Origin of the sequence: Niallia alba, assembly GCF_012933555.1 — a bacterium.
GTDB classification, from domain to species: Bacteria; Bacillota; Bacilli; order Bacillales; family Cytobacillaceae; genus Niallia; species Niallia alba.
This window is the reverse complement of the sequence record NZ_JABBPK010000001.1, coordinates 353,219-375,862: the sequence shown is the minus strand read 5'-3', so window position 1 is coordinate 375,862 and position 22,644 is coordinate 353,219. Positions and strand designations below refer to the sequence as shown.

The 22,644-nt window shown below is 36.4% G+C and carries 21 protein-coding genes; 12 read left to right on the top strand and 9 right to left on the bottom strand.

Annotated features, from left to right (window positions below; genetic code table 11):
* The first annotated feature begins 351 nt into the window (after positions 1-351).
* Positions 352-1,041 (top strand): metal-dependent hydrolase, encoded by a 690-nt coding sequence (locus HHU08_RS01990; protein ID WP_169187695.1) that lies wholly within the window; start codon positions 352-354, stop codon positions 1,039-1,041.
* Positions 1,042-1,156: 115 nt separating this feature from the next.
* Here the strand turns inward: HHU08_RS01990 and HHU08_RS01985 are convergent, their stop codons facing one another.
* Positions 1,157-1,915: an SDR family oxidoreductase gene (locus HHU08_RS01985; RefSeq protein ID WP_101729080.1), complete on the bottom strand. Its 759-nt coding sequence runs from the start codon at positions 1,913-1,915 to the stop codon at positions 1,157-1,159.
* A gap of 197 nt (positions 1,916-2,112) precedes the next feature.
* Here HHU08_RS01985 and HHU08_RS01980 point away from each other — a divergent pair, with 197 nt between their 5' ends.
* Positions 2,113-2,397, top strand: coding sequence for a TetR/AcrR family transcriptional regulator (locus HHU08_RS01980; RefSeq protein WP_169187694.1), 285 nt, complete (start codon positions 2,113-2,115; stop codon positions 2,395-2,397).
* Entirely contained in the window at positions 2,372-2,719 is a 348-nt protein-coding gene (locus tag HHU08_RS01975) for a TetR-like C-terminal domain-containing protein (RefSeq protein ID WP_169187693.1), read from the top strand. Before HHU08_RS01980 ends, HHU08_RS01975 begins: the two co-directional genes overlap by 26 nt.
* 413 nt (positions 2,720-3,132) lie before the next feature.
* Here HHU08_RS01975 and trhO read toward each other — a convergent pair whose 3' ends face one another.
* Together trhO and HHU08_RS01965 are read right to left on the bottom strand one after the other, a co-directional pair.
* A complete protein-coding gene (gene trhO / locus HHU08_RS01970; protein WP_169187692.1) occupies positions 3,133-4,101 on the bottom strand; it encodes an oxygen-dependent tRNA uridine(34) hydroxylase TrhO in 969 nt (322 codons plus the stop codon).
* 350 nt (positions 4,102-4,451) lie between these two features.
* The gene (locus HHU08_RS01965; protein ID WP_084668597.1) at positions 4,452-4,751 is read right to left on the bottom strand and encodes an SIS domain-containing protein; all 300 of its coding nucleotides are present in this window, start codon (positions 4,749-4,751) and stop codon (positions 4,452-4,454) included.
* 9 nt (positions 4,752-4,760) lie between these two features.
* Here HHU08_RS01965 and HHU08_RS24980 point away from each other — a divergent pair, with 9 nt between their 5' ends.
* The gene (locus HHU08_RS24980; protein ID WP_169187691.1) at positions 4,761-5,084 is read left to right on the top strand and encodes a glucose PTS transporter subunit EIIB; all 324 of its coding nucleotides are present in this window, start codon (positions 4,761-4,763) and stop codon (positions 5,082-5,084) included.
* Positions 5,085-5,870: 786 nt separating this feature from the next.
* On the opposite strand, the gene HHU08_RS01955 is transcribed toward HHU08_RS24980, so the two are convergent.
* The 3 genes from HHU08_RS01955 to HHU08_RS01945 form a co-directional block, all read right to left on the bottom strand.
* Positions 5,871-7,217: a PTS sugar transporter subunit IIC gene (locus tag HHU08_RS01955; protein WP_101729084.1), complete on the bottom strand. Its 1,347-nt coding sequence runs from the start codon at positions 7,215-7,217 to the stop codon at positions 5,871-5,873.
* Positions 7,218-7,304: 87 nt separating this feature from the next.
* Positions 7,305-7,607 carry a PTS sugar transporter subunit IIB gene (locus HHU08_RS01950; protein WP_016201351.1) on the bottom strand — a complete coding sequence of 101 codons (303 nt, stop codon included), beginning with the start codon at positions 7,605-7,607 and terminating at the stop codon, positions 7,305-7,307.
* Between the two features lie 33 nt (positions 7,608-7,640).
* A complete protein-coding gene (locus HHU08_RS01945) occupies positions 7,641-9,071 on the bottom strand; it encodes a glycoside hydrolase family 1 protein (RefSeq protein ID WP_169187690.1) in 1,431 nt (476 codons plus the stop codon).
* A gap of 272 nt (positions 9,072-9,343) precedes the next feature.
* Between HHU08_RS01945 and HHU08_RS01940 the strand changes: the two genes are divergently transcribed.
* Positions 9,344-10,093, top strand: a complete 750-nt coding sequence (locus tag HHU08_RS01940) for a MurR/RpiR family transcriptional regulator (RefSeq protein ID WP_016201354.1) — start codon at positions 9,344-9,346, stop codon at positions 10,091-10,093.
* A 440-nt stretch (positions 10,094-10,533) separates the two neighbouring features.
* On the opposite strand, the gene HHU08_RS01935 is transcribed toward HHU08_RS01940, so the two are convergent.
* Positions 10,534-11,517, bottom strand: coding sequence for a DUF3231 family protein (locus HHU08_RS01935; RefSeq protein WP_169187689.1), 984 nt, complete (start codon positions 11,515-11,517; stop codon positions 10,534-10,536).
* A 163-nt stretch (positions 11,518-11,680) separates the two neighbouring features.
* Between HHU08_RS01935 and HHU08_RS01930 the strand changes: the two genes are divergently transcribed.
* From HHU08_RS01930 to HHU08_RS01915, 4 genes are all read left to right on the top strand, one after another.
* Positions 11,681-12,481 (top strand): MurR/RpiR family transcriptional regulator, encoded by an 801-nt coding sequence (locus HHU08_RS01930; RefSeq protein WP_016201356.1) that lies wholly within the window; start codon positions 11,681-11,683, stop codon positions 12,479-12,481.
* 182 nt (positions 12,482-12,663) lie between these two features.
* Positions 12,664-14,238, top strand: a complete 1,575-nt coding sequence (locus tag HHU08_RS01925; protein ID WP_169187688.1) for a PTS transporter subunit EIIC — start codon at positions 12,664-12,666, stop codon at positions 14,236-14,238.
* Between the two features lies 1 nt (position 14,239).
* On the top strand, positions 14,240-15,595 hold the full coding sequence (locus tag HHU08_RS01920) for a 6-phospho-alpha-glucosidase (protein ID WP_169187687.1): 1,356 nt from the start codon (positions 14,240-14,242) through the stop codon (positions 15,593-15,595).
* A 218-nt stretch (positions 15,596-15,813) separates the two neighbouring features.
* Positions 15,814-16,902, top strand: a complete 1,089-nt coding sequence (locus HHU08_RS01915) for a helix-turn-helix domain-containing protein (RefSeq protein ID WP_169187686.1) — start codon at positions 15,814-15,816, stop codon at positions 16,900-16,902.
* 118 nt (positions 16,903-17,020) lie between these two features.
* On the opposite strand, the gene HHU08_RS01910 is transcribed toward HHU08_RS01915, so the two are convergent.
* A complete protein-coding gene (locus HHU08_RS01910; protein ID WP_016201360.1) occupies positions 17,021-17,560 on the bottom strand; it encodes a recombinase family protein in 540 nt (179 codons plus the stop codon).
* A gap of 144 nt (positions 17,561-17,704) precedes the next feature.
* Here HHU08_RS01910 and HHU08_RS01905 point away from each other — a divergent pair, with 144 nt between their 5' ends.
* Both HHU08_RS01905 and HHU08_RS01900 read left to right on the top strand, forming a co-directional pair.
* Entirely contained in the window at positions 17,705-19,168 is a 1,464-nt protein-coding gene (locus tag HHU08_RS01905) for a SulP family inorganic anion transporter (RefSeq protein WP_016201361.1), read from the top strand.
* A 22-nt stretch (positions 19,169-19,190) separates the two neighbouring features.
* Positions 19,191-19,610 (top strand): universal stress protein, encoded by a 420-nt coding sequence (locus HHU08_RS01900; protein ID WP_101729090.1) that lies wholly within the window; start codon positions 19,191-19,193, stop codon positions 19,608-19,610.
* Between the two features lie 60 nt (positions 19,611-19,670).
* Here HHU08_RS01900 and HHU08_RS01895 read toward each other — a convergent pair whose 3' ends face one another.
* Positions 19,671-20,555, bottom strand: coding sequence for an SMP-30/gluconolactonase/LRE family protein (locus HHU08_RS01895; protein ID WP_016201363.1), 885 nt, complete (start codon positions 20,553-20,555; stop codon positions 19,671-19,673).
* Between the two features lie 165 nt (positions 20,556-20,720).
* Between HHU08_RS01895 and HHU08_RS01890 the strand changes: the two genes are divergently transcribed.
* Entirely contained in the window at positions 20,721-22,160 is a 1,440-nt protein-coding gene (locus HHU08_RS01890) for a DDE-type integrase/transposase/recombinase (RefSeq protein WP_169187685.1), read from the top strand.
* Positions 22,161-22,644: the final 484 nt, after the last annotated feature.

Here is a 22,644-nt window from a genome sequence, read left to right as displayed (position 1 = left end):
TGATGGATTTGTTTTCCGAGGCGTCCGCTCGCTTTCCATGGGGCGAGCGGACGCCTCTCCAAACCAACCTTTTTTTACTTTCAAACATGCTTGGTCTTAATTTCGTTCGAAAAAAAGACTTTTTCAGTGGTCTCCTTATTCTGCTCTTTTTTACTTTACTGTTTTTTGGGTAGTATAGAGTATCTTAACTTTTAATTGGGTTCATCAGGAGCATTGCAACAACATGCTTTACAAGGAACCGATTTTTTCCAATCAACAGACAAGCATATCATTTGGCACTTTCCCTCTCTCTGTTTTAATCTAAAATAGACAATAATCCACCTTTTTGTGGAATTAAGGAGATGATTTTGCATGAAAATTACTTATCATGGTCAATCCGCGATTGAAATTAGTACAGAAGGAAAATCATTCATTATTGATCCGTTTATTAGCGGAAACCCTTCAGCCACAACAAAAGTGGAGGAAGTGAAAGTAGACGCTGTTCTATTGACCCATGCACATATGGATCATATTCTCGATGCCGCACCAATTGCAAAAGCAAATAATGCCCCAGTTGTCGCTAATCCTGAGTTAGCTGCCTATATGGCCTGGAAAGGTGTCGAAACAATTGGTATGAATATCGGAGGAACAGTCGATTTAGGATTCGCTAAAGCGAAAATGACACATGCATTCCACAGCTCTGGGATTATTGACGAAGAAAATAAAAATATCTTGTATGGCGGAATGCCAGCTGGATATATCATTGAAGCAGAAGGAAAAGTGTTACACCATGCTGGAGACACTGGACTTTTTAGCGATATGAAGATGATTGGTGATAGGCATCATTTAGACGTCGTGTTTCTACCAATCGGAGACCATTATACAATGGGACCAGAGGATGCGCTACAAGCAGCCGAATGGTATCAAGCCAAATTAGTTATTCCTATCCATTACAATACATTCCCTGCTATCGAGCAAGACGCTAAGGCGTTTGTGAATAAACTAGAAGAGCTCGGTTTAAAAGGAAAAGTATTAGAACTGGGTGAGACATTCGAATTATAATAAAAAAACTAACCATCAGTGGAGGGTCCTTATCCCCGCTTATGGTTAGTTTCCACTTATCCTTCACAAACTCCCACATACTAAGTCTGTCGACACCTATACGCTATCTTCAATATTAGTAAGCAGTCCAGCCACCATCTGCCGTAATGACTGTTCCATTTAAGAAGCTTGAATCATCCGATGCTAAAAACAAGGCAACCTTTGCAATTTCTTCTGCACTACCAGCTCTTGGGTTTATAGCCATACCTAGTTGCTGTTTTGCCGCGCCATATTGATTGATATTTGTCATCGAAGCACCAATATTTGTGATAACTGCTCCTGGAGCAATCGCATTACATCTAATCCCTTTATCTGCATACATAAAACCAGTATTTTTCGTAAAACCAACAACCGCATGCTTACTAGCCGTATAGGCTGCACCTGCACGAGCGCCATATAATCCTCCAGCAGAAGCGATATTTACTATGATGCCACCTTGTTGCTCTAAAAATAGTGGCAATACTTTTCTAGTAGAACGCATGACACTCGTTGTATTAACAGCAAAGATTCTATCCCATATTTTATCCTCAATATCCGCTGCTGGCTCCATATTGTCCATAATCCCAGCATTATTCACTAATATATCTACTTTTCCAAAAGTATCAATGGTTTTATCAATCAACTGCTGAATATCGTCTTCTAACGCTACATTTGTTTTTAATGCAACTGCATTGCCACCATTATTTTTAATTTCTTGAACTGTAGCCTCTGCGCCTTCTAAATTCAAATCAGAAACAACAACACTCGCTCCTTCTTTTGCATAAATGAGAGCAATCTCTCTCCCCATCCCAGATGCTGCACCTGTAATTACTGCAACCTTGTCTTGTAATTTCATTTTTAAATCCACTCCCTCTATTGAAATCGCTAGCAATACTAATTGAATTATTTAACGTATTCACTACTCTTATAGTATAATTTTATTAAAATAACTTATTCAATCAGCAAAAAAAGAAGATATGTATCTTATTGAACAAACGAGTAGGATTTTGTTTTATTACTCAAATTCTTTGAAGTAGTAGGGAGGTTTATGTGATGAAGACCAACGAAACTAACTCTGATAGAAGAGTGAAAAAATCAAAAAAAGCATTAAAAAACGCCCTTATCACTTTAATGGATCAAAAGGATTTTAAAGATATCACCATAACAAATATTGTCGAGCATGCAGATGTTAATCGCGGAACTTTTTATCGCCATTACCAGTACAAAGAAGATTTACTAGAGGATCTAACAAATGATGTTCTATCAGATCTAATTTGGGCCTATCGCTTTCCCTATGTTCATCTAGAAACCTTTGATATATCCTACATTAACAGCTAAATCAATTAAAATATTTGAACATGTGCAAAGGCATGCCTTGTTTTATAAGTTAGTCTTCTCTTCTGATTTCCTGTACGATTATCGATTACGTATCTATCAAACGTTAAAAAAAGTAAATAATGAAGATTTTGAGTATGCCCTAATAGATCCAAAAATTAACCGAAACCTTCATATCAGTTATCAAGCCAATGCAATTGTTGGCTTGATCATGGAATGGGTCAAGGAGGACTTTTGTTATCCTTCTGAATATATGGCAGAACAATTATTAGCATTTATTAATACGACTAATTCTCCTCCATCCAAAATTAAAATATTAAGCTAATTTTTCTTAGCTTAGCCTATAAAAAAGAAGGTTGGTATGAGCTACATTTTTGGCATATCCAGCCTAATTTCTGTTTTATGAGCTAAGCTTGCTTGTGTATCAGCCAACTCTGCTTAGATATCAGCCAAACTTTCAATTTATCAGCCAACTCTGCTTAGATATCAGCCAAACTTTCAATTTTTCAGCCAACTCTGCTTAGATATCAGCCAAACTTTCGATTTATCAGCCAACTCTGCTTAGATATCAGCCAAACTTTCGATTTATCAGCCAACTCTGCTTAGATATCAGCCAAACTTTCGATTTATCAGCCAACTCTGCTTGAATATCAGCCAAACTTTCAATTTATCAGCCAAAGCGCCTTCTCCCAACAACACAGACAAAAAAGAACTGCCCTCGAAGGACAGCCCTTATCATTACATTACTTTTCTTTCTTCTTCCCATTGAGCAATTTCTTTCACTCTTGCTTCTACTTGCTCTGGTGTAAGACCATTGTGTTTTACATAGAAGTTTCTTGGATGTGTGCGGCACTCATGGCTACAGCTTCTCATATACTTTTCTTCATTTTCTTCACTGCATAACATTTTACGGTTACACTCTGGATTTGCACAGTTTACATATCTTTCACATGGCTCTCCTGTAAAGAAGTCACGTCCAACAATCACATGTTCTTTTTGATTGACTGGCACACTGATTCTTTGGTCAAACACATAGCATTGACCATCCCAAAGTTCGCCTTGTACTTCTGGATCTTTTCCGTAAGTTACAATTCCACCATCTAATTGACTTACATCTTCAAAGCCCTCTTTTAGTAACCAGCCAGAGAATTTTTCACATCTTACCCCACCAGTACAGTAAGTAAGAATTTTTTTGCCCTCTAGCATGTCTTTATTTTCTTTAATCCATTGCGGTAATTCTCTAAATGTTTCAATCTCTGGCTTAATAGCGCCTCTGAAATGACCAAGATCAAATTCATAGTCATTACGAGCGTCAATCACAATTGCGTTAGGATCTTGCATTTCCTTATAAAATTCTGTTGGCTTTAAATGCTTACCAGTTATCTCAAGTGGATCTACATCATCTTCTAAGCTTAAATTAACTAATTCTTTTTTATGACGCACATGCATTTTCTTAAAAGCATGACCATCCGCTTCATCGATTTTAAAAATAGTATCGCTAAAACGCGGATCCTGTCTCATTGCTTCTATATACTTGTCTGTTTGCTCTACCGTACCAGAAACCGTTCCATTGATCCCTTCATGCGAAATAAGAATACGACCTAGTAATCCTAACTCTTTACAAAGGGCTAAATGCTCTTTTGTGAACTCTTCTGGATTATCAATTGGTACATATTTATAATAAAGTAAAACTCTATATTCACTCATTTTTCAACACCCTATTCTAAACAATTTATCAATCTATACTTAACTATACAATAAAAGTGACAACAGTAAAAACTCATTGCTCCTATTTATTCATTAGGATTCCAACAAAGAATTCTATCGATTAAATGGCTTAAAAGCAACAAAGTTAGCAGCTATATAAAATTAACACAAATGATATAAAAATGTAGGTACACAAACAAAAAGAGACTTCATAAAATCGAAATCCCTTCCTGCTTAGATTTATAATAGTAATTATAATATAACAAAATGTAAAAAGAAAGAAGCACATTTTACCTTCTAAGGAAATCTGACATCAAAATGATTTTCCTATTATTCCTTGACTCGATGGTCTATGGTCCCTCTAAGCTATTTAAAAATAACGAGTATACTAAATAAATAGAGTTAATAATACTTAACATACTAATTTCTTCAATTATTGGTGATTTAAAATCAGAATCACTTTTATCACTAACAAGAATGATTTCTTCTGCATTTCTTGCCAAAAAAGAATCTTCTCTCCCAGTTATCGCCACTATAGGGATTCCCTGTCCTTTTAATACTTTCACCAAGCGAACGATAAATCTTGTATCACCTGAAAAAGAAATAACTAAAGCAAAATCTCCTTTTCTAAGAGAAAGAGCGTCCGAGATTTGATTTTCATGATTACTATATGCCGTTACATATTTTCCTCAAAAGAAGATTATAAAAAAAGAGGAAAAACAAACACTTCTAAAGGAGAAAAAGCCTTACAAGTATTGCAAGCACTTGGCGGGAAAGAAAACATTAACAATTTAGATGCCTGCATTACAAGACTTCGCGTTGGCATTATTGATAAGTCACAAGTAAACCATGATCAATTAAAGCTGCTTGGCGCAAAGGGTGTCCTCGATGTCGGAAACGGAATTCAGGCCATTCTTGGTCCTACCTCCGAAGTATTAAAAAACCAAATTATTGATATTATTGATCAAGATGAAACTGCATAAAGTGAAACTTCCATCAGTGGGGGATTCCTTCCTCCCCACTGATGGTTAGTTGAACCAATCGGACCTTTACGGACAGTTGATCTCCCACTTATCTCCCTCGTATTCTTATAAACTTTTAGGTCAGAGTCTTACTGTCCGTTAAGAGTGGGATAAAGTGAAACTTCCATCAGTGGGGGTGTTTCTTCCTCCCCCACTGATGGTTAGTTGAACCAATCGGACCTTTACGGACAGTTGATCTCCCACTTATCTCCCTCGTATTCTTATAAACTTTTAGGTCAGAGTCTTACTGTCCGTTAAGAGTGGGATAAAGTGAAACTTCCATCAGTGGGGGTGTTTCTTCCTCCCCCACTGATGGTTAGTTGAACCAATCGGACCTTTACGGACAGTTGATCTCCCACTTATCTCCCTCGTATTCTTATAAACTTTTAGGTCAGAGTCTTACTGTCCGTTAAGAGTGGGATAAAATTTATTTTGTCTAATTTGAAAGGCTTTCCCAAAGTTACATGCTTGGAGAAAGCCTTTTTTTGATCATTTTTATATTATTTCATAGAAACATTAAAATGCAGTGCACAACCATATTTGGATTGCTGGAATGTTCTCTCTACATGGCGTATAGCTAGTTCAGGGGACAAGGCTGTATCAACCACTAGATCGGCTTTAATCTTATTAATAACCGTTATACTGGTTCTGATGTAATCATCCTGATAATTTTCAAAAAAAGCCCGAACATAGTTTATTTGCCCACAGAAAAACTGAATAGTATATTGGTTCATTTTGTCTCACACTTTAAGCAGAAACATCCGAATCACTTTTTTGTCCTCCGTAACTTACTGCATTAGCCTTATTAGCAGCTATTACAAATGGTAAATATACAAGCGTTGAAACAGCTAAGCAGACAAAACCAAGCAATAATGCAATATAGTTTCCACCTGTTCCAAGGAAGGCAATTAGTGGCCCTGGAGTGGTCCATGGTACGGAATAGGCAATTGGCGGAATTAGTCCTGAGACAATCGCAACATATCCGATAATAATATTAATAGCTGGAACTAGAATAAACGGTACAATTAAAATCGGATTCAATACTACTGGTAAACCAAAGATAATTGGTTCATTAATATTGAATAACCCTGGTGCAAGGGATAGCTTTCCAATATCCCGGTAATCTTGTCTTTTTGCAACAATAAAAATGGCAATAAGCAATCCAAGTGTCATACCAGAGCCACCATAGTTTGCAAAGGCGTCATTTATTGCCCAAGTTACAGGATATGGAGCTCCCCAAGCTGTTCCATGCTCTGCCACGAAGTTCAGATTTTCTAAGTTTGCCTCTGCAAACATTGCTTCACGAATGGCAGCAATTGTATTAGGACCATGAATACCAAATACCCATAATAAGTTGGAAACAATCGCTAGGATAACTAAAGATACAATATTAGTTCCCAAGCTCTTTAATGGTGTTTGAATCACTGCATAAATAAATCCGTGCAGTCCTTCTGGATAAACCGCATTTATTAAAGCGTTTACAATAGCGAACAAAACAGTAATAATTATAATTGGAAATAATACCTTAAAAGAACGAGAAACAGCAGGAGGTACAGAGTCCGGCATATTTATTTGTAATTTTTTTGACTTAGATAATCTACTGAACAGCTCTCCAACTAACAACCCTACGATTAACGCAACAAATAATCCTTGTGCCCCTACCCATTGAGTCGTTAAAAAGTTTGTTCCTTCTACATTTGTATAAGGTGGATAAATGATGAAAAATACGGAAAGACCTGTGAGTCCACTTAACAATTCATCTGCTTTAAGGGAAATCGCCATATTTCTGGCAACGAGAAAGACAATAAACATGGATAAAATATTAACAGATCCATTTAAAACTGGAGAGAAAACCGACTGCAAGTCAGCTAAATTCGGAAATAATTTATGCAAGAATAAGATTTTGGCAATGAAGCCGTCTGGAGCTAAAACCGCGAAGTTTAGTAGGACAATTAATGAACCTGCAAGTGTGATAGGAAAAGATAGAATAAATGCATCACGGATAGCAACTATATGCCTCTGTGAGTTTAATTTTGCTGCAACTGGCACTAACGTTTTCTCCGCAAACTTTTCAAAAGCCGCCATAAAACCCATTATATAATTCCCCCTAAATAATTATCGTTATTTTTACAGTGGAAAGCTGTTTTTGTAGGCTTCTCTAGGTGCAAGTTGCTAATCGACTTATGCCATTAATTCTAACGCTCTGTCCAATACTGCCTTTCCATTCATCATGCCATATGCCCGCATATCAATTACTTCCACTGGTACTCTTCCAGCAATAATCTCCTCTACTTGTGGTTTTTGATAACGTACTTGTGGTCCTAATAAAACAACATCCACTTCATGTGCGACTTTTTGACATTCCGACACTGGCAATGCGAAAATCTCAAGCTCCATTCCCTTTTCTTTTGCTGCATCCTTCATTTTATTTACTAATAAACTCGTAGACATCCCAGCTGCACATACTAAAAGTAATTTTTTCATTTAATTTCCTCCAATTATTCAAAAATAAGAATACTATAACTCACAACCATCTGTTTCGATTACTTTCTTATACCAATAAAAGCTCTTCTTTTTTATTCGTTTTAGTTCCTTTTCATCCTGCTCTTCTCTATCTATATAAACAAATCCATACCTTTTCTGATAGCCATTAAGCCAGCTTAACAAATCTGTAAAGGACCAAGTACAATACCCGATTAGGTCAACACCCTCTTTTATTGCACTTCGGCATGCTTGAATATGGGAGCGAAGGTAGTCAATGCGATACTCGTCATGAATCTCTCCTTCCTCTAATTGATCAAATTCCCCCAGCCCATTTTCCGTAATCAATAACGGCAAATGGTATCTGCTCGCAAGTCTCCGGAGTCCAATCCGTAAACCTTGCGGATCAATCTCCCAATCCCAGTTAGTTGAGTCTAAATAGGGATTTTTTTTTGATTTGAATAAACCTGGTATTCCATGTTCCTTAGATGTGCCTTTTTTTCCTGTTGTGTTCATTTCTCCCCCTTCCACAGCTTTGTCTATAGGATTACTTTCCACCGTTCCTGTACGATAGTAATTGATTCCAAGAAAATCAGGGCGACCAAATGCTAATAATTCGCTATCTCCTTCCTCCATGGTTGGTGCCAACCCCTCATCGCTTAAAAGCTTCCACATTGTCTTTGGATATCTTCCCCAAACATAAACATCTAACCACCAATGATTATGAAGCTCTTCTGCATTTTCGTAAGCAAGAATATTTTCTGGATTACAATCAAATGGATAGACAGGACCATAAGCAAAGCTGGGTCCAATTTTGCCATCTGGCACATATCTTCGAAAAGATTGAATCGCTTTCGCATTAGCCAAATTAGCAATATGATTGGCCTCAAGCATTCTCTTCTTATCCTTCACAGCAGGAGGATGTAATCCATGCTCATATCCTAAAGACATAAATACATTTTGTTCATTAAGTGTAACCCAATACTTTACTCGATCACCAAAATGCTTGTAAAGAAGGATGCAATACGCATTAAAGTCTTGAATGATTTCTCTTGATTCCCAAGCACCATACAAATCCATTAACTTTTGCGGAACATCCCAATGATAAATCGTGATAATGGGCTGAATATTATATTTTATAAGTTCATTAATTAACTGATCGTAAAATTGTAGCCCAGCTTTATTCTCTTTTCCTCTCCCATCAGGTAAAACCCTGCTCCAAGCAATAGAAAATCGATATGCCTTTAAACCCATTTCAGCCATCAATGCGACATCTTCTTTAAAGCGATGGTAATGATCAACTGCCACATCGCCATTTGTTCCTTGAAAAGTTGTTCCAGGAATTTTCGTAAAATGATCCCATACCGATGGACCCTTTCCCTCTTCACTCCAAGCTCCTTCCACTTGATACGCAGCTGAAGCTGATCCCCATAGAAATTTTTCTGGAAAGCACTCTTTCTCAGCCATCTCATTCCTCCTTTCATTTAAATTGTATACGCTTTCAAATATATTACAAGGAAAAATAAACACTTAGTATCTTTTTTCTCCAGAAGGAATTTGTTACATTTTAGTCACAACCTGTTTTATAATAAAGTGAAACTTCCATCAGTTGGGATTTCTTCATTTCCCACCTCCTTCCTCCTATTCTCATAAGCTTGAGGCGGGAGTCTTACTGTTCGTTAAGAACGAGGTAATGGGAAATATAGAAAAAATATTATTTAGAGTAGGGGGAAGAAAATTTGTTCACAAATGAAATGATTCAATCCTTTAATGATTTAGAAATGCTACTCTATAACTATGTTACAAAAAATATCGATAAGGTTATTTATATGCGCATCAGAGAATTATCTGATGAAACCCATGTTTCAACATCTAGCATTCTAAGATTTTGCAGAAAACTAAACTGTGATGGTTTTTCGGAGTTTAAGGTAAAATTAAAATTATATTTAGATAGAAATGAACAAGAAAACTTAAAATCAACAAAATATTATCTTTCAGAGTTTTTAGAACGTACGCTGAAAGGCAACTTTGAAACATACATACAAGAAACAGCTGAAATGGTAATCCAATCTAATAAAGTAATATTTGTAGGAACAGGAAGTTCAGGTATTTTAGCAGAGTATGGAGCCAGATACTTTTCAAGCTTAGGGAAATTTTCTACTTTTATAAAAGATCCCTTTTATCCAATTAACAGTAAAGAGCTGAAAAGCAGCACGGCCATTATCTTATCCGTTTCAGGTGAAACAGATCACACACTGCACCTTGCCAACCAATTAAAAATAGAAGGCTGCAATATCATCAGTATCACCAATAGCAAAGACTGCCAATTAGCGAAAATTTCCGATATAAATATTGCGTATTATGTTACAGAAGTCTATATAGGAGAATCAAATATTACCTCTCAATTACCAGTAATGTACATCTTGGAGGAAAGCGCTCACACCGTCAAAAAAAACAGCAAAAGAATAAATAATGAGCAGGAAGCTTAAAATACAAAGAAGAGGCTGGGACATAAGTATTCCAGCCAAGGATAATTCCGAACAATTATACGAAGATGCTAATGAATGTTCCGTATAATTGTTCGGGCTTTTATTTGTTTTTCAAAGGATGTTTCCATGAAGTTTGGTGCGATCCCCCGCAGCCGGAATACACTTCGCTTTCCATGGGGCTCGCGCTGAGCCGCTTCGGCCTATGGCCTGCAGGGTCTCAGACTGTCTCGCTAATCCCATAGGAGTCTTCGTGTATTCCGGCTGCTTTGTTTTTCCAACTAATTATATTTCCTCTTGTAAAAAGTATGCGAAAGCAGCCGCTATTTACTAGATAGATTAGAAATTGTTCGTCTTTACAGAGTATCTATTTAGTTATGTCCCATCCTCTTCTTTGTATGCTGTGAACTCTATTTTGCCATCATGTGAACTAACTACTTATGTTATTTAGTTGGCGGCGGCTGTTCTAGCCACTTATTTTTAATCATTAAATCGGCCCCGTCTTTTGCATATTGACCAATTTCCATAGATAGCCTTTCATAATTAAGCAGAAGATCGCTTCTTTGGCTAGCTCCACCCGCCATTGCATAATTGCCTACGCCAGCGGCACTCAATAAACCAATATGAAACATCATTAACTTATCAGAGAAAGTTCGTACGGTCGAGTTAGTGACACCTATATCCGAAGAATTGGGATTTTGGATTCCCTCATTCATTAATGTATCCGTAAATATTTTTAAATATTTTTGTGAAATATCTCTTCCTCTTAGCATATATGCTTGTACTTTTTTATTCGTCGTTGTTTGAGCAAAAGCCATTGTAATCTTTAGTCCCATATTATTTGTCTGTGTATTCATATAAAGATGAGAAACTTCTACTGCATTTAAGGGTCTTTTTTTATGAAACAAGGAGTAGCCACTTAAATATTTTTTGTTATCAATATAATCCATTTCCTTTGGAATGGAAGTATAAGGTGCGCAAACGAGCAATCCTTTTTTTTCAAGAATGGAAGTACTTAAATGATATAACTTTGAGGTATAATGTAATCCATGATGGAAGAAGGCTATCAAATCTTCCCTTGTACTCATAGCCAAAAATCCTCCGTATGCCAGTAGGCCAGCTTTCGCCATATGGTTAATATATGCTAAACAGAAAGAATCAGTAAATAAAGCAGGCGCTTTCGTATTAACATCGGCTTCTGAGAAACCAAGTGGAATAGCAAATTCATCTTTTTGAAAAACTGTTTCAAAACGCTTTCCTTGCTTTTGGGCAAACCGAAAAGCAAAACGAATAACATCAGCAATTTCTCTGTCCTTTACATATTGAATCATATGTGTGAGAACCTGTTTGGACATGCAATTATTTAAATACGATGTCCACAGGGAAGCAATTTCTGAGGATGTCAGTTTTATATTTGATTGGGACACGAAGTAAAACCTCCAAAATTTACATTGTATTTAGTAGTATGGGCATCCTTTTTGATATTATGCTATCTAATGAATATTAGAAAAACATAATGTCGTACTTATTTATTCATTATAATAAGAGCATACATACTAGACGAAAATAATAACAAGGACTGATGATAGCTTGAAAAATATAGATATGCTTTTTCTTGATTATGCGAACGATAAAAACCTAACCGAGTCGGAGAAAGATATCATCCATTTTCTCATCCAAAAGAAATTAGCAGGAGAGACGTTAAGCATCCGCGCAGCCGCAAATGATCTATTTGTATCCACTGCAACCATTATCCGCCTTTGTAAAAAGCTTGGATTTAGTGGATACAGCGAATTCATATACAACTTAAATTTGAAAGTAACTAAAATGCTTAATCAAGAAGTTGAATACGTAGACAGCATTCACCAACCACTAGTGGAATCGGTGGTTTCCTTTAAACAAAATTATCAACGCACCATCGATTCCTTAGATGAGACAAGCATTGAACAATTTCTTACACAAATTAATGATAATAAAATGATTTACTTTTATGGTGCAGGCTTTTCCACCGTATTTTCTAGCTATTTCGCTAAAAAACTAGAGTTATTTGGTTATTATGTTTCCAATACAACAACAAGCGATAGTCGAGCCATTTTCCTCAATAATATTCAAAAATATAAATTACTCATTGCCTTTTCACGTTCTGGTGAAACAGCTAAAGTTCTAGAGAAAGTGAAAATCGCAAAAGACAAGGGCGTTAAAACAATCCTTTTTACCGGAAATAGTAAAAGTTCAACAGCTAAAATTTCTGATATTGTTTTTACTGTCCTCGATCCGACTATTGAGTCCCAACAAGAATTTGAAGTAACGTCCTATGAATCCAACATGTTTATGCTCATTGATTTACTGTTACTTGTAGCCATTAAAAGAGGGATTATTACAGAATACTGACCTATTAAGGGGATGCTCGTAGAACATCCTCTATTTTGCCTTGCCGAAGGTTTGTAACATGTTACAGGATTGAAAGACATAGTACACAATGCTTGCAACCCCTTTCAAAATGATATATTCAATTATATACTTTGGTTATTAAAAACATTTGACAACGCTTACCATAAAGGGAGGTTTTATAGATGAAAAAGGTTGTAAATGGTCTCCAGCTCTTTGGAAAATCTTTATTTGCACCAATTCTCATTCTACCGATTATCGGTTTATTTATCGCATTTGGGAATGTTTTCGGAAATGGAAACTTAGCACAATATATTCCGTTTTTAGAAAATCCTCTTATCCAAAATACAGGGAAGTTTATTTCTTCCTCAGCTGTAGCCATTCTGCAAAATCTAGCTTTAATCTTTGCTGTTGGTATCCCGATCGGCTTAGCTAAAAAAGATAAAGGATACGCTGCCTTAACTGGGTTAGTAACCTTCGTTATCTTTATAAACGCTATGCATCAAGTACTAAACCTAACTGGTCGTTTAGTAGCACCGGAGCAAATGCAATTGTCTGGGCAGGCAATGGTATTAAATGTCCAAGTGCTGGAAATGGGAGTATTCTCCGGAATTCTTCTAGGTGCTCTAGTTGGTATTTTGCACAATAAATACTGTGACACAGAATTCAAAGGAGTTATGGCCATATATTCAGGACATCGCTTCGTTGCTATTTTAGCTATTCCTAGCGCAATGATTTTAGGCGCACTTTCCGCAGAATTTTGGCCATTCGTTCAAGATGGTATTACAGCAGTTGCAAGCGGCATTAAAAATTTAGGGGTAGTCGGATTACTTATTTATGGATTCTTAGAAAGAATTCTGATTCCAACTGGTCTTCATCACTTAGTCTATACTCCATTCCTATATACAGAATTAGGCGGAGTTGCACATATCGGAAACGAAATTATTTATGGAGCAAGAAATATCTATTTTGCTGAAATGGCAGACTCAGGTATTAAAACGTTAAGCAGTACGGTTAACTGGGATGCGCGTGGCTTAAGCAAAATGTTTGGGCTGATGGGTGCAGCACTAGCAATGTACGTGACTGCAGATAAAAAGAAGAAATCGATCGCAAAAGCAATTCTTCTCCCAGCTGCCTTTACCTCCTTTTTACTAGGGGTAACAGAGCCATTAGAATTCGCTTTCCTTTTCACAGCTCCAATCTTGTTTGTAATACATGCGGTTCTTTCAGGCGTAGGGATGATGCTCTTAAGTATCTTTAACGTACATGCAATTGGTGCAAATGGATTTATTGACTTCCTACTATACAATTTACCGCTTGGAACAACCAAGTCTAACTGGCCAATGTTTATCTTAGTAGGATTATTAATGGCAACTATTTACTTCATTCTTTTCCGCTTCTTAATTCTTAAGTTGAATTTAAAAACACCAGGCAGAGAAGAAGATGCGGCAGTAACAGAAACAAATAAAATAGCTAAAGCAGAAGCAGCTGCTTCTGGTGTCGCACCAAGCGATTCACCATCTGCTTTAGGAGCAACTATTGTCAACGCCTTAGGCGGAAAAGCAAATATTGAAAATGTAGATAATTGTTATACAAGATTACGCTTAATTTTAAAAGATCCAAATGTGGTAGATGAACAAACACTAAAACAAACAGGTTCAAAAGGAATTATTAAATCAGGAAATAATGTTCAAGTCGTCTATGGTTTAAATGTTAAATCTGTTCGAGACCAAGTAGACCAACAATTAGGAGGTATTTAATATGAAAACATATAAATTAGCAGTTGCAGGCGGAGGAAGCACATACACACCAGGAATTATTCGAAGCTTAATGGATCGTTTAGAGGACCTGCCTCTATCTGAAATTCGCTTCTATGATATTGATGGAGAAAGACAATCACAAGTAGTTGTTGCAGCAAAAGCAGTTATTGAAGAATATACAGATAAAATTAAAGTCATTGATACAACAGATCCACAAACAGCATTTGATGATGTAGACTTTGTGTTTGCACAAATGAGAGTTGGCAAATATGCAATGCGTGAACTGGATGAAAAAATTCCCCTTTCCCATCATGTAGTCGGACAAGAAACATGTGGACCAGGTGGATTAGCTTATGGACTTAGAACCATTTTTCCAATGATCGAGTTAATCGATTATGTAGAAAAATACGCAAAAGAAACAGCTTGGATTGTAAACTACTCAAATCCTGCATCTATTGTAGCAGAAGGTGTTCGTAAATTACGTCCAAACTCAAGAGTATTAAATATATGTGATATGCCGGTAGCAACAATGCGTAATATTGCAGCTATCCTTGGAGTAGAAAGAGAAGAACTAGAGGTTGACTACTTCGGTCTAAACCACTTTGGCTGGTTTACAAGCATTAAGGTAGAGGGTCAAGAAAAATTGCCTGAAATTCGTGAACATGTCTATAAATATGGATTACTAACAGAAGACATTTCCAAAATTGATTATCGCCATGCAGATTCTTCTTGGATTAAAACCTTTAAGAATATCAAACTAATTATGGATCATTTTCCAGAATATCTGCCAAACCCATATTTACAATACTATCTGTTCCCAGATTATATTGTGGAAACTTCAAACAAAGATTATACTCGTGCAAATGAAGTAATGGATGGCCGTGAAAAAACGTTATTTGAAACAGTTAAGAAATATGAAGAGACTGGCATTTTAGAAGATTCCTTTGCAGTAGGCGTACACGGAACATTTATTGTAGATGTAACAGTATCCCTTGCACAAAATTTAGGAAAAAGATATTTAGTTATGGTAGAAAACAACGGAACAATTCCAAACTTACCTGCGGATGCAATGATTGAAGTACCGGCACTTATTACAAGTGATGGTCCTAAACCTGAGTTTGTTGGAGACATTCCTTACTTTTACAAAGCAATGATTGACCAGCAATTAGCATCTGAGAAAATTTTAGTGGAAGCAATTGTGGAAGGTTCTTATGAAAAAGCGTTACAAGCATTCACTTTAAATAAAACTTTACCATCAGCAAAAGTAGCAAAGGCAGTTCTTGATGATTTAATTGAGGCAAATAAGGAATACTGGCCAACATTAACAAAAGAATATAAAGAAGGCGTACTAGTGTAAGATTATAATAGTCCACAAGGAGTTGAGACTCTTTGTGGATTTTTTATGTTCTAATGTTGCATTGCTTTCCACTAAAAACCATCATGCAAAAACAATTCTACCACCAGTAGAATCACTATTTTTCAGCTATTCAACTAACCGTTGATAGGCATGTTTTGGCAAGTATGCTAGTATCGAATTAGACAGTGCGCACTGGAAAAGTAGAGGAGATGACAAGTATGGTTGATTCACGAAAAATTGGGGCATATATATCAAAATTGAGAAAAGAAAAAGACCTAACACAGGTTGAATTAGCAGATAAATTAAATATCAGTCATCAAGCGGTATCCAAATGGGAAAGAGGAGAATCCCTTCCTGATATTATGACCATTCCCATTATTGCTAATGAATTGGAGGTTTCTATTGATCTCTTAATGAGCGCTGGGAATAAACAACCAAAACCTTCCAAGCAAATTGGGAAAATGGTTGAGCATTTATCGGCCGACCAAACCGAGGAAGTAGCTGATTTAATTAATTCAGGAGCTACCGACGTAAAGGAGCTGATTGATATCGCCCCTCTTATTAAAACTAGTCAACTAAGTAAAGTATCTGAAAAAATGAATGCAACCGCTTGGAATCTAGACACAATTGTTCATCTAGCTCCTTTTCTGTCAACAGAAGCATTAGATGAAATCGTCATACAAGTAACAAAAGAAACCATAGATTGGAAGATTGTTCATCGAATTGCACCTTTTTTATCTTCTAGCACCTTACACTCAATCGCCAATCAAGTCATTAGCGAATCGATTGAACCTATAGAATTAGTCCAGCTTGCCCCCTTTTTAGATGAAGAATATATAGACAACTTAATATGGAAAATGCAAAATGGGCAGTTAACTTGGAAGTTCATCACAAATATGGCTCCTTTTATTAGTGATACAGCTTTAAATAATCTTGTCTTGCAAGGAATAGATGACATGTTTAATGAGGAACATATAATTGGTTTGGCTCCCTTTTTAGAAGAAGATACGATTGAACACTTAGTTTCAATCGCATCAAGTAAGGGGGAATGGTCTTTCATACAAAAAATGGCTCCTTTTATAGGAGAAGCTTCCTTTAATGAACTAGTGGATAAAGCAGTGAATGGAGAAATAGAATTGGAACAGCTGATTGAACTTGCTCCTTTTTTAGAAGAGGATGCTATTGATCAATTATTATCCAATATGGATGCTGATAAACTATCCCCACAATTACTAGCAAAGCTAGCTCCTTTTATAGAGGAAAATTCTTTAGGTAGAATCGTAAAACAGTTACTTAAGACAAAATAAAAAACTCGTTTCACTTCGACTTGGTCGTTCATTCCTCGGATGAACGACTTATTTCTTGCTTTCTTTTCTTTGATAAACTCTGCTTCTTCCTTCCACTCTTTAAAAATGAAATCCCTCATTAATGCTCTAAATACCTATATAATGTAGATTTACTAATTCCTGTTTCTTCTTTTATTTCTTTTAATGTATATTTTTTAGACTGATACATCTCCATTGCTTTTTTTACATTTTCATCAGCTTTTCTCGGTCTTCCACTTGCTTTCCCATGCTGTCTCGCGTATTCCATGCCTTTTTTTGTTCTTTCCCGAATAATCTCATTCTGGAATTCAATTAAATGAGACAGCATTTCAGACAATGAATATTCCTTTTTTCTTTCTGTATCAATATCTTCCTTTATTGATTGCAAATAAGCACCTTTGTCTTCAAGTATGTCTAATAACTCCATCAAATGCCTACTCGAGTCTGCAATTGTAAATAACTGGGCTACAATAATTTTGTCTCCCTTTAATAGAGAGGCTATTACTTCCGATAGCTTGGATCTATTTTTTGCCGAATCATGTTCTTCTTGATACATTTGCTCACATATAGGCTTCAGTATTTTTAACTGTTGCTCGCAGCTATTATCTGCAATGGTAGGTCGCATATAACCATATTTCATCTTAATTGCCTCCAACATTATCTCTTCTCATTATTATAGATAGAAATTCTCTCCTTGTAAAAACTTTCCCAAAACATATTCCTTTTTGGGAAAAAACATGGTAGACTTCTTTGTATCAAGCAGAAAGATATTGAGGTGAATCAATTGATTGAAAAAATAAAAAAAGAATGGTTTTCAAATATCCGTGGGGATATTTTATCAGGAATGGTCGTTGCTCTTGCATTAATACCAGAGGCAATTGCATTTTCCATCATTGCCGGGGTAGATCCGATGATCGGATTATATGCCTCCTTTACTATGGCTGTGGTTATTTCGTTTACAGGTGGAAGACCTGGTATGATTTCGGCAGCAACAGGAGCAATGGCATTATTAATGGGGCCATTAGTTAGAGATTACGGATTAGAATATTTATTTGCTGCTACAATCCTTACAGGGATAATTCAGATTCTTTTCGGCGTATTAAAAATTGCGAAGCTCATGAAGTTTATCCCGAGAGCAGTGATGATTGGATTTGTTAATGCTTTAGCGATCTTAATTTTTATGGCTCAAGTGCCACATCTTATTAACGTAACAAACATTACTTATTTATTTGTAATCATCACGTTATTAATTGTGTATATCTTGCCGCGATTTTTAAAAGTCATTCCAGCACCGCTAATTGCTATTATTATTTTAACCGCTGTTGCTATTGTTGGAAATGTAAATGTATCTACTGTTGGTGATTTGGGAAAAATTACGCAATCATTGCCATCTTTCTTTATTCCAAATGTACCGTTTTCCTTTGAAACGTTAGCAATAATTTTCCCATATGCGCTGGCTTTATCGATTGTTGGTCTATTGGAATCCTTATTAACTGCTTCTATCATTGATGATGCAACAGATACAGACAGTAATAAAAACAGAGAAGCAAGGGGACAGGGAATAGCTAATATTGTTACAGGATTCTTTGGCGGAATGGCTGGCTGTGCGATGATTGGTCAATCTGTTATCAATGTGAAATCAGGTGGGAGAGGGAGACTCTCTACATTTGTTGCAGGCGTTTTTCTAATGTTTTTAATTATGGTATTAGGCAGCCTTGTTGTACAGATTCCTATGCCAGTCCTAGTTGGCATCATGATTATGGTGTGTATCGGCACCTTTGACTGGTCTTCCTTCAAGTACTTAGTTACTGCTCCAAAAGGAGATGCAATCGTTATGCTCGTAACCGTGATAATTGTTGTCGCAACCGATAATTTATCGATAGGGGTAATTGCTGGGGTTATTTTAAGTGCTGTCTTATTTGCTGCGAAGATTTCCCATGTGAAAATGCATAAACAGGAAACGTCGCAAGGCTACAACTATGCAGTGGAAGGACAACTATTTTTTGCTTCTGTTGATAGCTTTGTTCAAGCATTTGATACAACGATTAAAAACAAACAAATTTCCATTAATTTTACTAATTCTCATGTATGGGATGATTCTGCAGTCGGTGCCATTGATAAAATTGCGTTAAAGCTGAAGGAAAATCAAAATACAGTTACCATTACTGGCTTAGATTCTGCAAGTAAAAAGATTGTAGATAAACTTGCTGTATTTCCCAAACAAAATGCGAAACTATCTGATCACTAAATCAGAAAAAGGGGCGTAAATCATGTATTCTACTATTCTTTTAGCAATTGATGGTTCAAAAAACTCGTTAAGAGCAACAACAGAAGCAGTAAAATTAGCTTCCCTTCAGGAGAATGCTGTAATTACAGTTGTTCATGTCCTAGATATCACTCAATCGAAATACGATGTATTGCACGCTCAAGGGAAGGCTGATTTAGAACTTACTAGGCGGAAAAAATTCTTATCAATGGAAGAATACTTACAATCCAATAATATCACTTATAAACTACTATTTCTTCATGGAGAGCCGGGTCCTACAATTGTCGAGTATGCAAATCAAAAGAGCTTTGACTTACTTGTCATTGGCAGCCGCGGATTAAATTCCTTGCAAGAACTGGTATTGGGAAGTGTTAGTCATAAAGTAATCAAAAGCGTAAAATGTCCAGTTTTAGTTGTTAAATAAAAAAAGAGCTAATTAAATGATTATCCTGTTTGATTAGCTCTTTTTTTATAGCCAAGAGAATTAGTTTTGATATAAATACGTTTTTACTCCTTGAATATGTAGCTTGATTTTATATAACCCTCCTGATTGTGGATACTTTTTTAATTCTTCATCATCCAAACCAGATCTCGCTGTCGTTATATATAACTCATTTAGTTTTTTCCCTCCAAATGTACAAGACGTCACATTCGGCACTGGCAAGCATATTTCACTTAATTTCCCCCCACTCTCTGGATTCCATCTAGACACTCTTCCTCCACCGTAATGAGCAATCCATAGCATTCCTTCGCTATCAATTGTCATACCATCTGGGAATCCTTCTTCCTCTGAAAAATCAATAATCTGCTTTGCTTTTCCTAATTTTCCTGTTTCCAAATCATATTCATAACGTGTTACTGTTTGAGCAGGTGTATCAATATGGTATAAGTATTCATTATCACTAGTCCATGCAATGCCGTTCGAAATACTCAAATGACTTATTTTTTCCGTCCATTTTCCCTCATTATCAAGACAGTATAGTGCTGCATCTTTCGTCTTTCCATCTCTGCACATTGTACCTGCCCATAAACGACCATAAGCATCACATTTCCCATCATTAAAACGATTCTGTTTTAAATCTCGCTCTGGATCGCCAATAAACTTTAGTTGCTCTGTTTCTATATTTAAAAGATGAAAGCCATTATCTAATGTAACAATAAATTCTGTATCTTTTGTTATACAAGGGATAACAGCCGATACTTCTCGTTCTAGTTGAACCTGTTTGTGCTCACCAGAAATATGGTTATACATATGTACTTTTTTTCCTTCAATATCTACCCAATATAAAATATTGTTTCTAAAATCCCAGCATGGTCCTTCTCCAAGCACAGCTTTTGCATCAAGTACTAATTCTAGATCCTCTATCATATGTTTCCCCCTCCAACTATGTACGTATTGTCAAAACTTTTATAGTAAATAGGTTATTAAATCCTATCTGAGAGGGCTTTATAAGCAAAAAAATTGCCACCCCCTGAATTCTAAGGATAATTGAGGTTACGACACTCTCAACAACCTAGAAAAGGAAGTGACAATTTGTACCCTCAAATTATAACCTATTTATTAACTTTTATAAACTATCAAGAACAACTAATTCGAACATTGCTTACTTTATTGATTGGTAAGAGTATGTTTGATAAGCCTACTGAACAGCCAGTAAATAAACCATATCGAAAACTTCAAGTGGACGACCTTCCGGTCATTGAAGTTCTGGAACAGCTTGATTATCGAGTTCTTCTTAGTGAATATCTAGAGAAGAACGGGAAACCACTTAAACCTGTTCAAAGGCGTAAGAATGCAAAAGTTTCCGTACCTAAATCCATGAACTGCCCAAAGTGTGGTGCTCCATCAGATTATCTTTATGCCAACAATGGAGATAAAGGCCAGTATCAATGCAAGGTGTGTACAGAGCTCTTCAGTGAAAAGAACCGTTATTCTAAGGAAGCCATCCTGAAGTGTCCTCATTGTTCCAAAACTCTCGAGAAAATAAAAGAAAGAAAAGATTTTCACGTGTTTAAGTGCAAGAACAATGACTGTTCTTATTATCAAAAGAAGCTCAATGGGATGACTTCAAAAGAAAAGAAAAGGTTCAAAAAGGACCCTCAAGCATTTAAATTAAGATACATTTTCCGTCAGTTTCATATCGATTTCCAGCCGTTATCCAAGGAATCACCAGAACTGCCGGCCGTTGACTTATCAAAGATTTATGCATCACCACATACATTAGGATTAATCCTAACCTATCATGTAAACTATGGCCTTTCGGCCCGTAAAACAGCTGCGATTATGCAGGACGTACACGGAGTGATGATTTCACATCAGACTGTATTGAACTACGAAAATAGCGTAGCTTTATTACTTAAACCTTATGTGGATCACTATCCCTATGAACTTTCAGACCAATTCTGCGGTGATGAAACGTATATCAGAGTAAACGGTCGATGGCATTATTTATTTTTCTTTTTTGACGCCGTGAAAAAGATTATTCTTTCGTATCCGGTGTCGCCTAATCGAGACACAGCAACAGCCATTCGAGCAATTGATGAGGTCTTAATCAAGATGAAAGAGATTCCAGAAAATCTGACCTTTGTGGTAGACGGGAATCCAATCTATCTTTTAGCCCAACATTTCTTCGCTCAACATGGGATTTCATTCGATGTGAAGCAGGTCATTGGATTAACCAATGAGGACCCTGTTTCGACCGAATATAGACCACTGAAACAAATAATTGAGAGACTTAACCGCACCTTTAAGGGCAATTATCGCTCCACTCATGGATTCGGCTCTGAACATGGTTCCATTTCATACGTCACCTTATTTACGGCCTACTTTAACTTTTTGCGTCCGCATGCCGCCTTAGAAGGAAAAGTGCCCGTAGTGAATCCAGAACTCAAGGGGCTTCCAACAATGCCAGCACGTTGGACAAAGCTCATTGGATTAGCACAACAATGGATAGTAGAACAAAGACAAGCCTAACTTTTTGTTTAGCTGAGCCCTTAAGCTAATTCAGCAATCGGCGGAGCGAACTCTTGACAAACCGAACTTGCCAATGGTTTAAAATGGAAACAACCAAGGGCTTATTTGGTATGCCTTCTTTTGTTCCCTTCGCCCTTGTTAAACAATCCTCAAACCATTGGCGTGTTTGTCAAGAGCGATTGCGGCGCATCTCCATCCAGTAAATAGGAGAGAAACTAACCCTTTAGGTAGTTTTCATAAATCTTTTGACACTACCACTATGTATAATCTATCTCCTTGTCCTATACCTTTTCTAGATAGAAAAGAAACCCATATTATTAAAATTTTATAAAAATATGCTCGTTTTTATGTTTTAATCAATCAAATTCGGGATATTATAATAAAACTAGCTCCTTTCGTAATGTAGCTCTGCTTTGGTTATGTTTTCTAGAAAACATTTCTCCAAATTAACCTACGAATTTACGAGTAAGGGGCTAGTTTTTAT

What these genes read in the sequence shown, in the direction of transcription:
- HHU08_RS01945 (WP_169187690.1), bottom strand. Translation starts at nt 9,071, where the DNA reads ATGGCTGAGAAAGAGTGCTTTCCAGAAAAATTTCTATGGGGATCAGCT.
- HHU08_RS01920 (WP_169187687.1), top strand. Translation starts at nt 14,240, where the DNA reads ATGAAAACATATAAATTAGCAGTTGCAGGCGGAGGAAGCACATACACA.
- HHU08_RS01915 (WP_169187686.1), top strand. Translation starts at nt 15,814, where the DNA reads ATGGTTGATTCACGAAAAATTGGGGCATATATATCAAAATTGAGAAAA.
- HHU08_RS01950 (WP_016201351.1), bottom strand. Translation starts at nt 7,607, where the DNA reads ATGAAAAAATTACTTTTAGTATGTGCAGCTGGGATGTCTACGAGTTTA.
- HHU08_RS24980 (WP_169187691.1), top strand. Translation starts at nt 4,761, where the DNA reads ATGATTACTATATGCCGTTACATATTTTCCTCAAAAGAAGATTATAAA.
- HHU08_RS01895 (WP_016201363.1), bottom strand. Translation starts at nt 20,555, where the DNA reads ATGATAGAGGATCTAGAATTAGTACTTGATGCAAAAGCTGTGCTTGGA.
- HHU08_RS01910 (WP_016201360.1), bottom strand. Translation starts at nt 17,560, where the DNA reads ATGAAATATGGTTATATGCGACCTACCATTGCAGATAATAGCTGCGAG.
- HHU08_RS01990 (WP_169187695.1), top strand. Translation starts at nt 352, where the DNA reads ATGAAAATTACTTATCATGGTCAATCCGCGATTGAAATTAGTACAGAA.
- HHU08_RS01985 (WP_101729080.1), bottom strand. Translation starts at nt 1,915, where the DNA reads ATGAAATTACAAGACAAGGTTGCAGTAATTACAGGTGCAGCATCTGGG.
- trhO (WP_169187692.1), bottom strand. Translation starts at nt 4,101, where the DNA reads ATGAGTGAATATAGAGTTTTACTTTATTATAAATATGTACCAATTGAT.
- HHU08_RS01900 (WP_101729090.1), top strand. Translation starts at nt 19,191, where the DNA reads ATGTATTCTACTATTCTTTTAGCAATTGATGGTTCAAAAAACTCGTTA.
- HHU08_RS01925 (WP_169187688.1), top strand. Translation starts at nt 12,664, where the DNA reads ATGAAAAAGGTTGTAAATGGTCTCCAGCTCTTTGGAAAATCTTTATTT.
- HHU08_RS01955 (WP_101729084.1), bottom strand. Translation starts at nt 7,217, where the DNA reads ATGGGTTTTATGGCGGCTTTTGAAAAGTTTGCGGAGAAAACGTTAGTG.
- HHU08_RS01980 (WP_169187694.1), top strand. Translation starts at nt 2,113, where the DNA reads ATGAAGACCAACGAAACTAACTCTGATAGAAGAGTGAAAAAATCAAAA.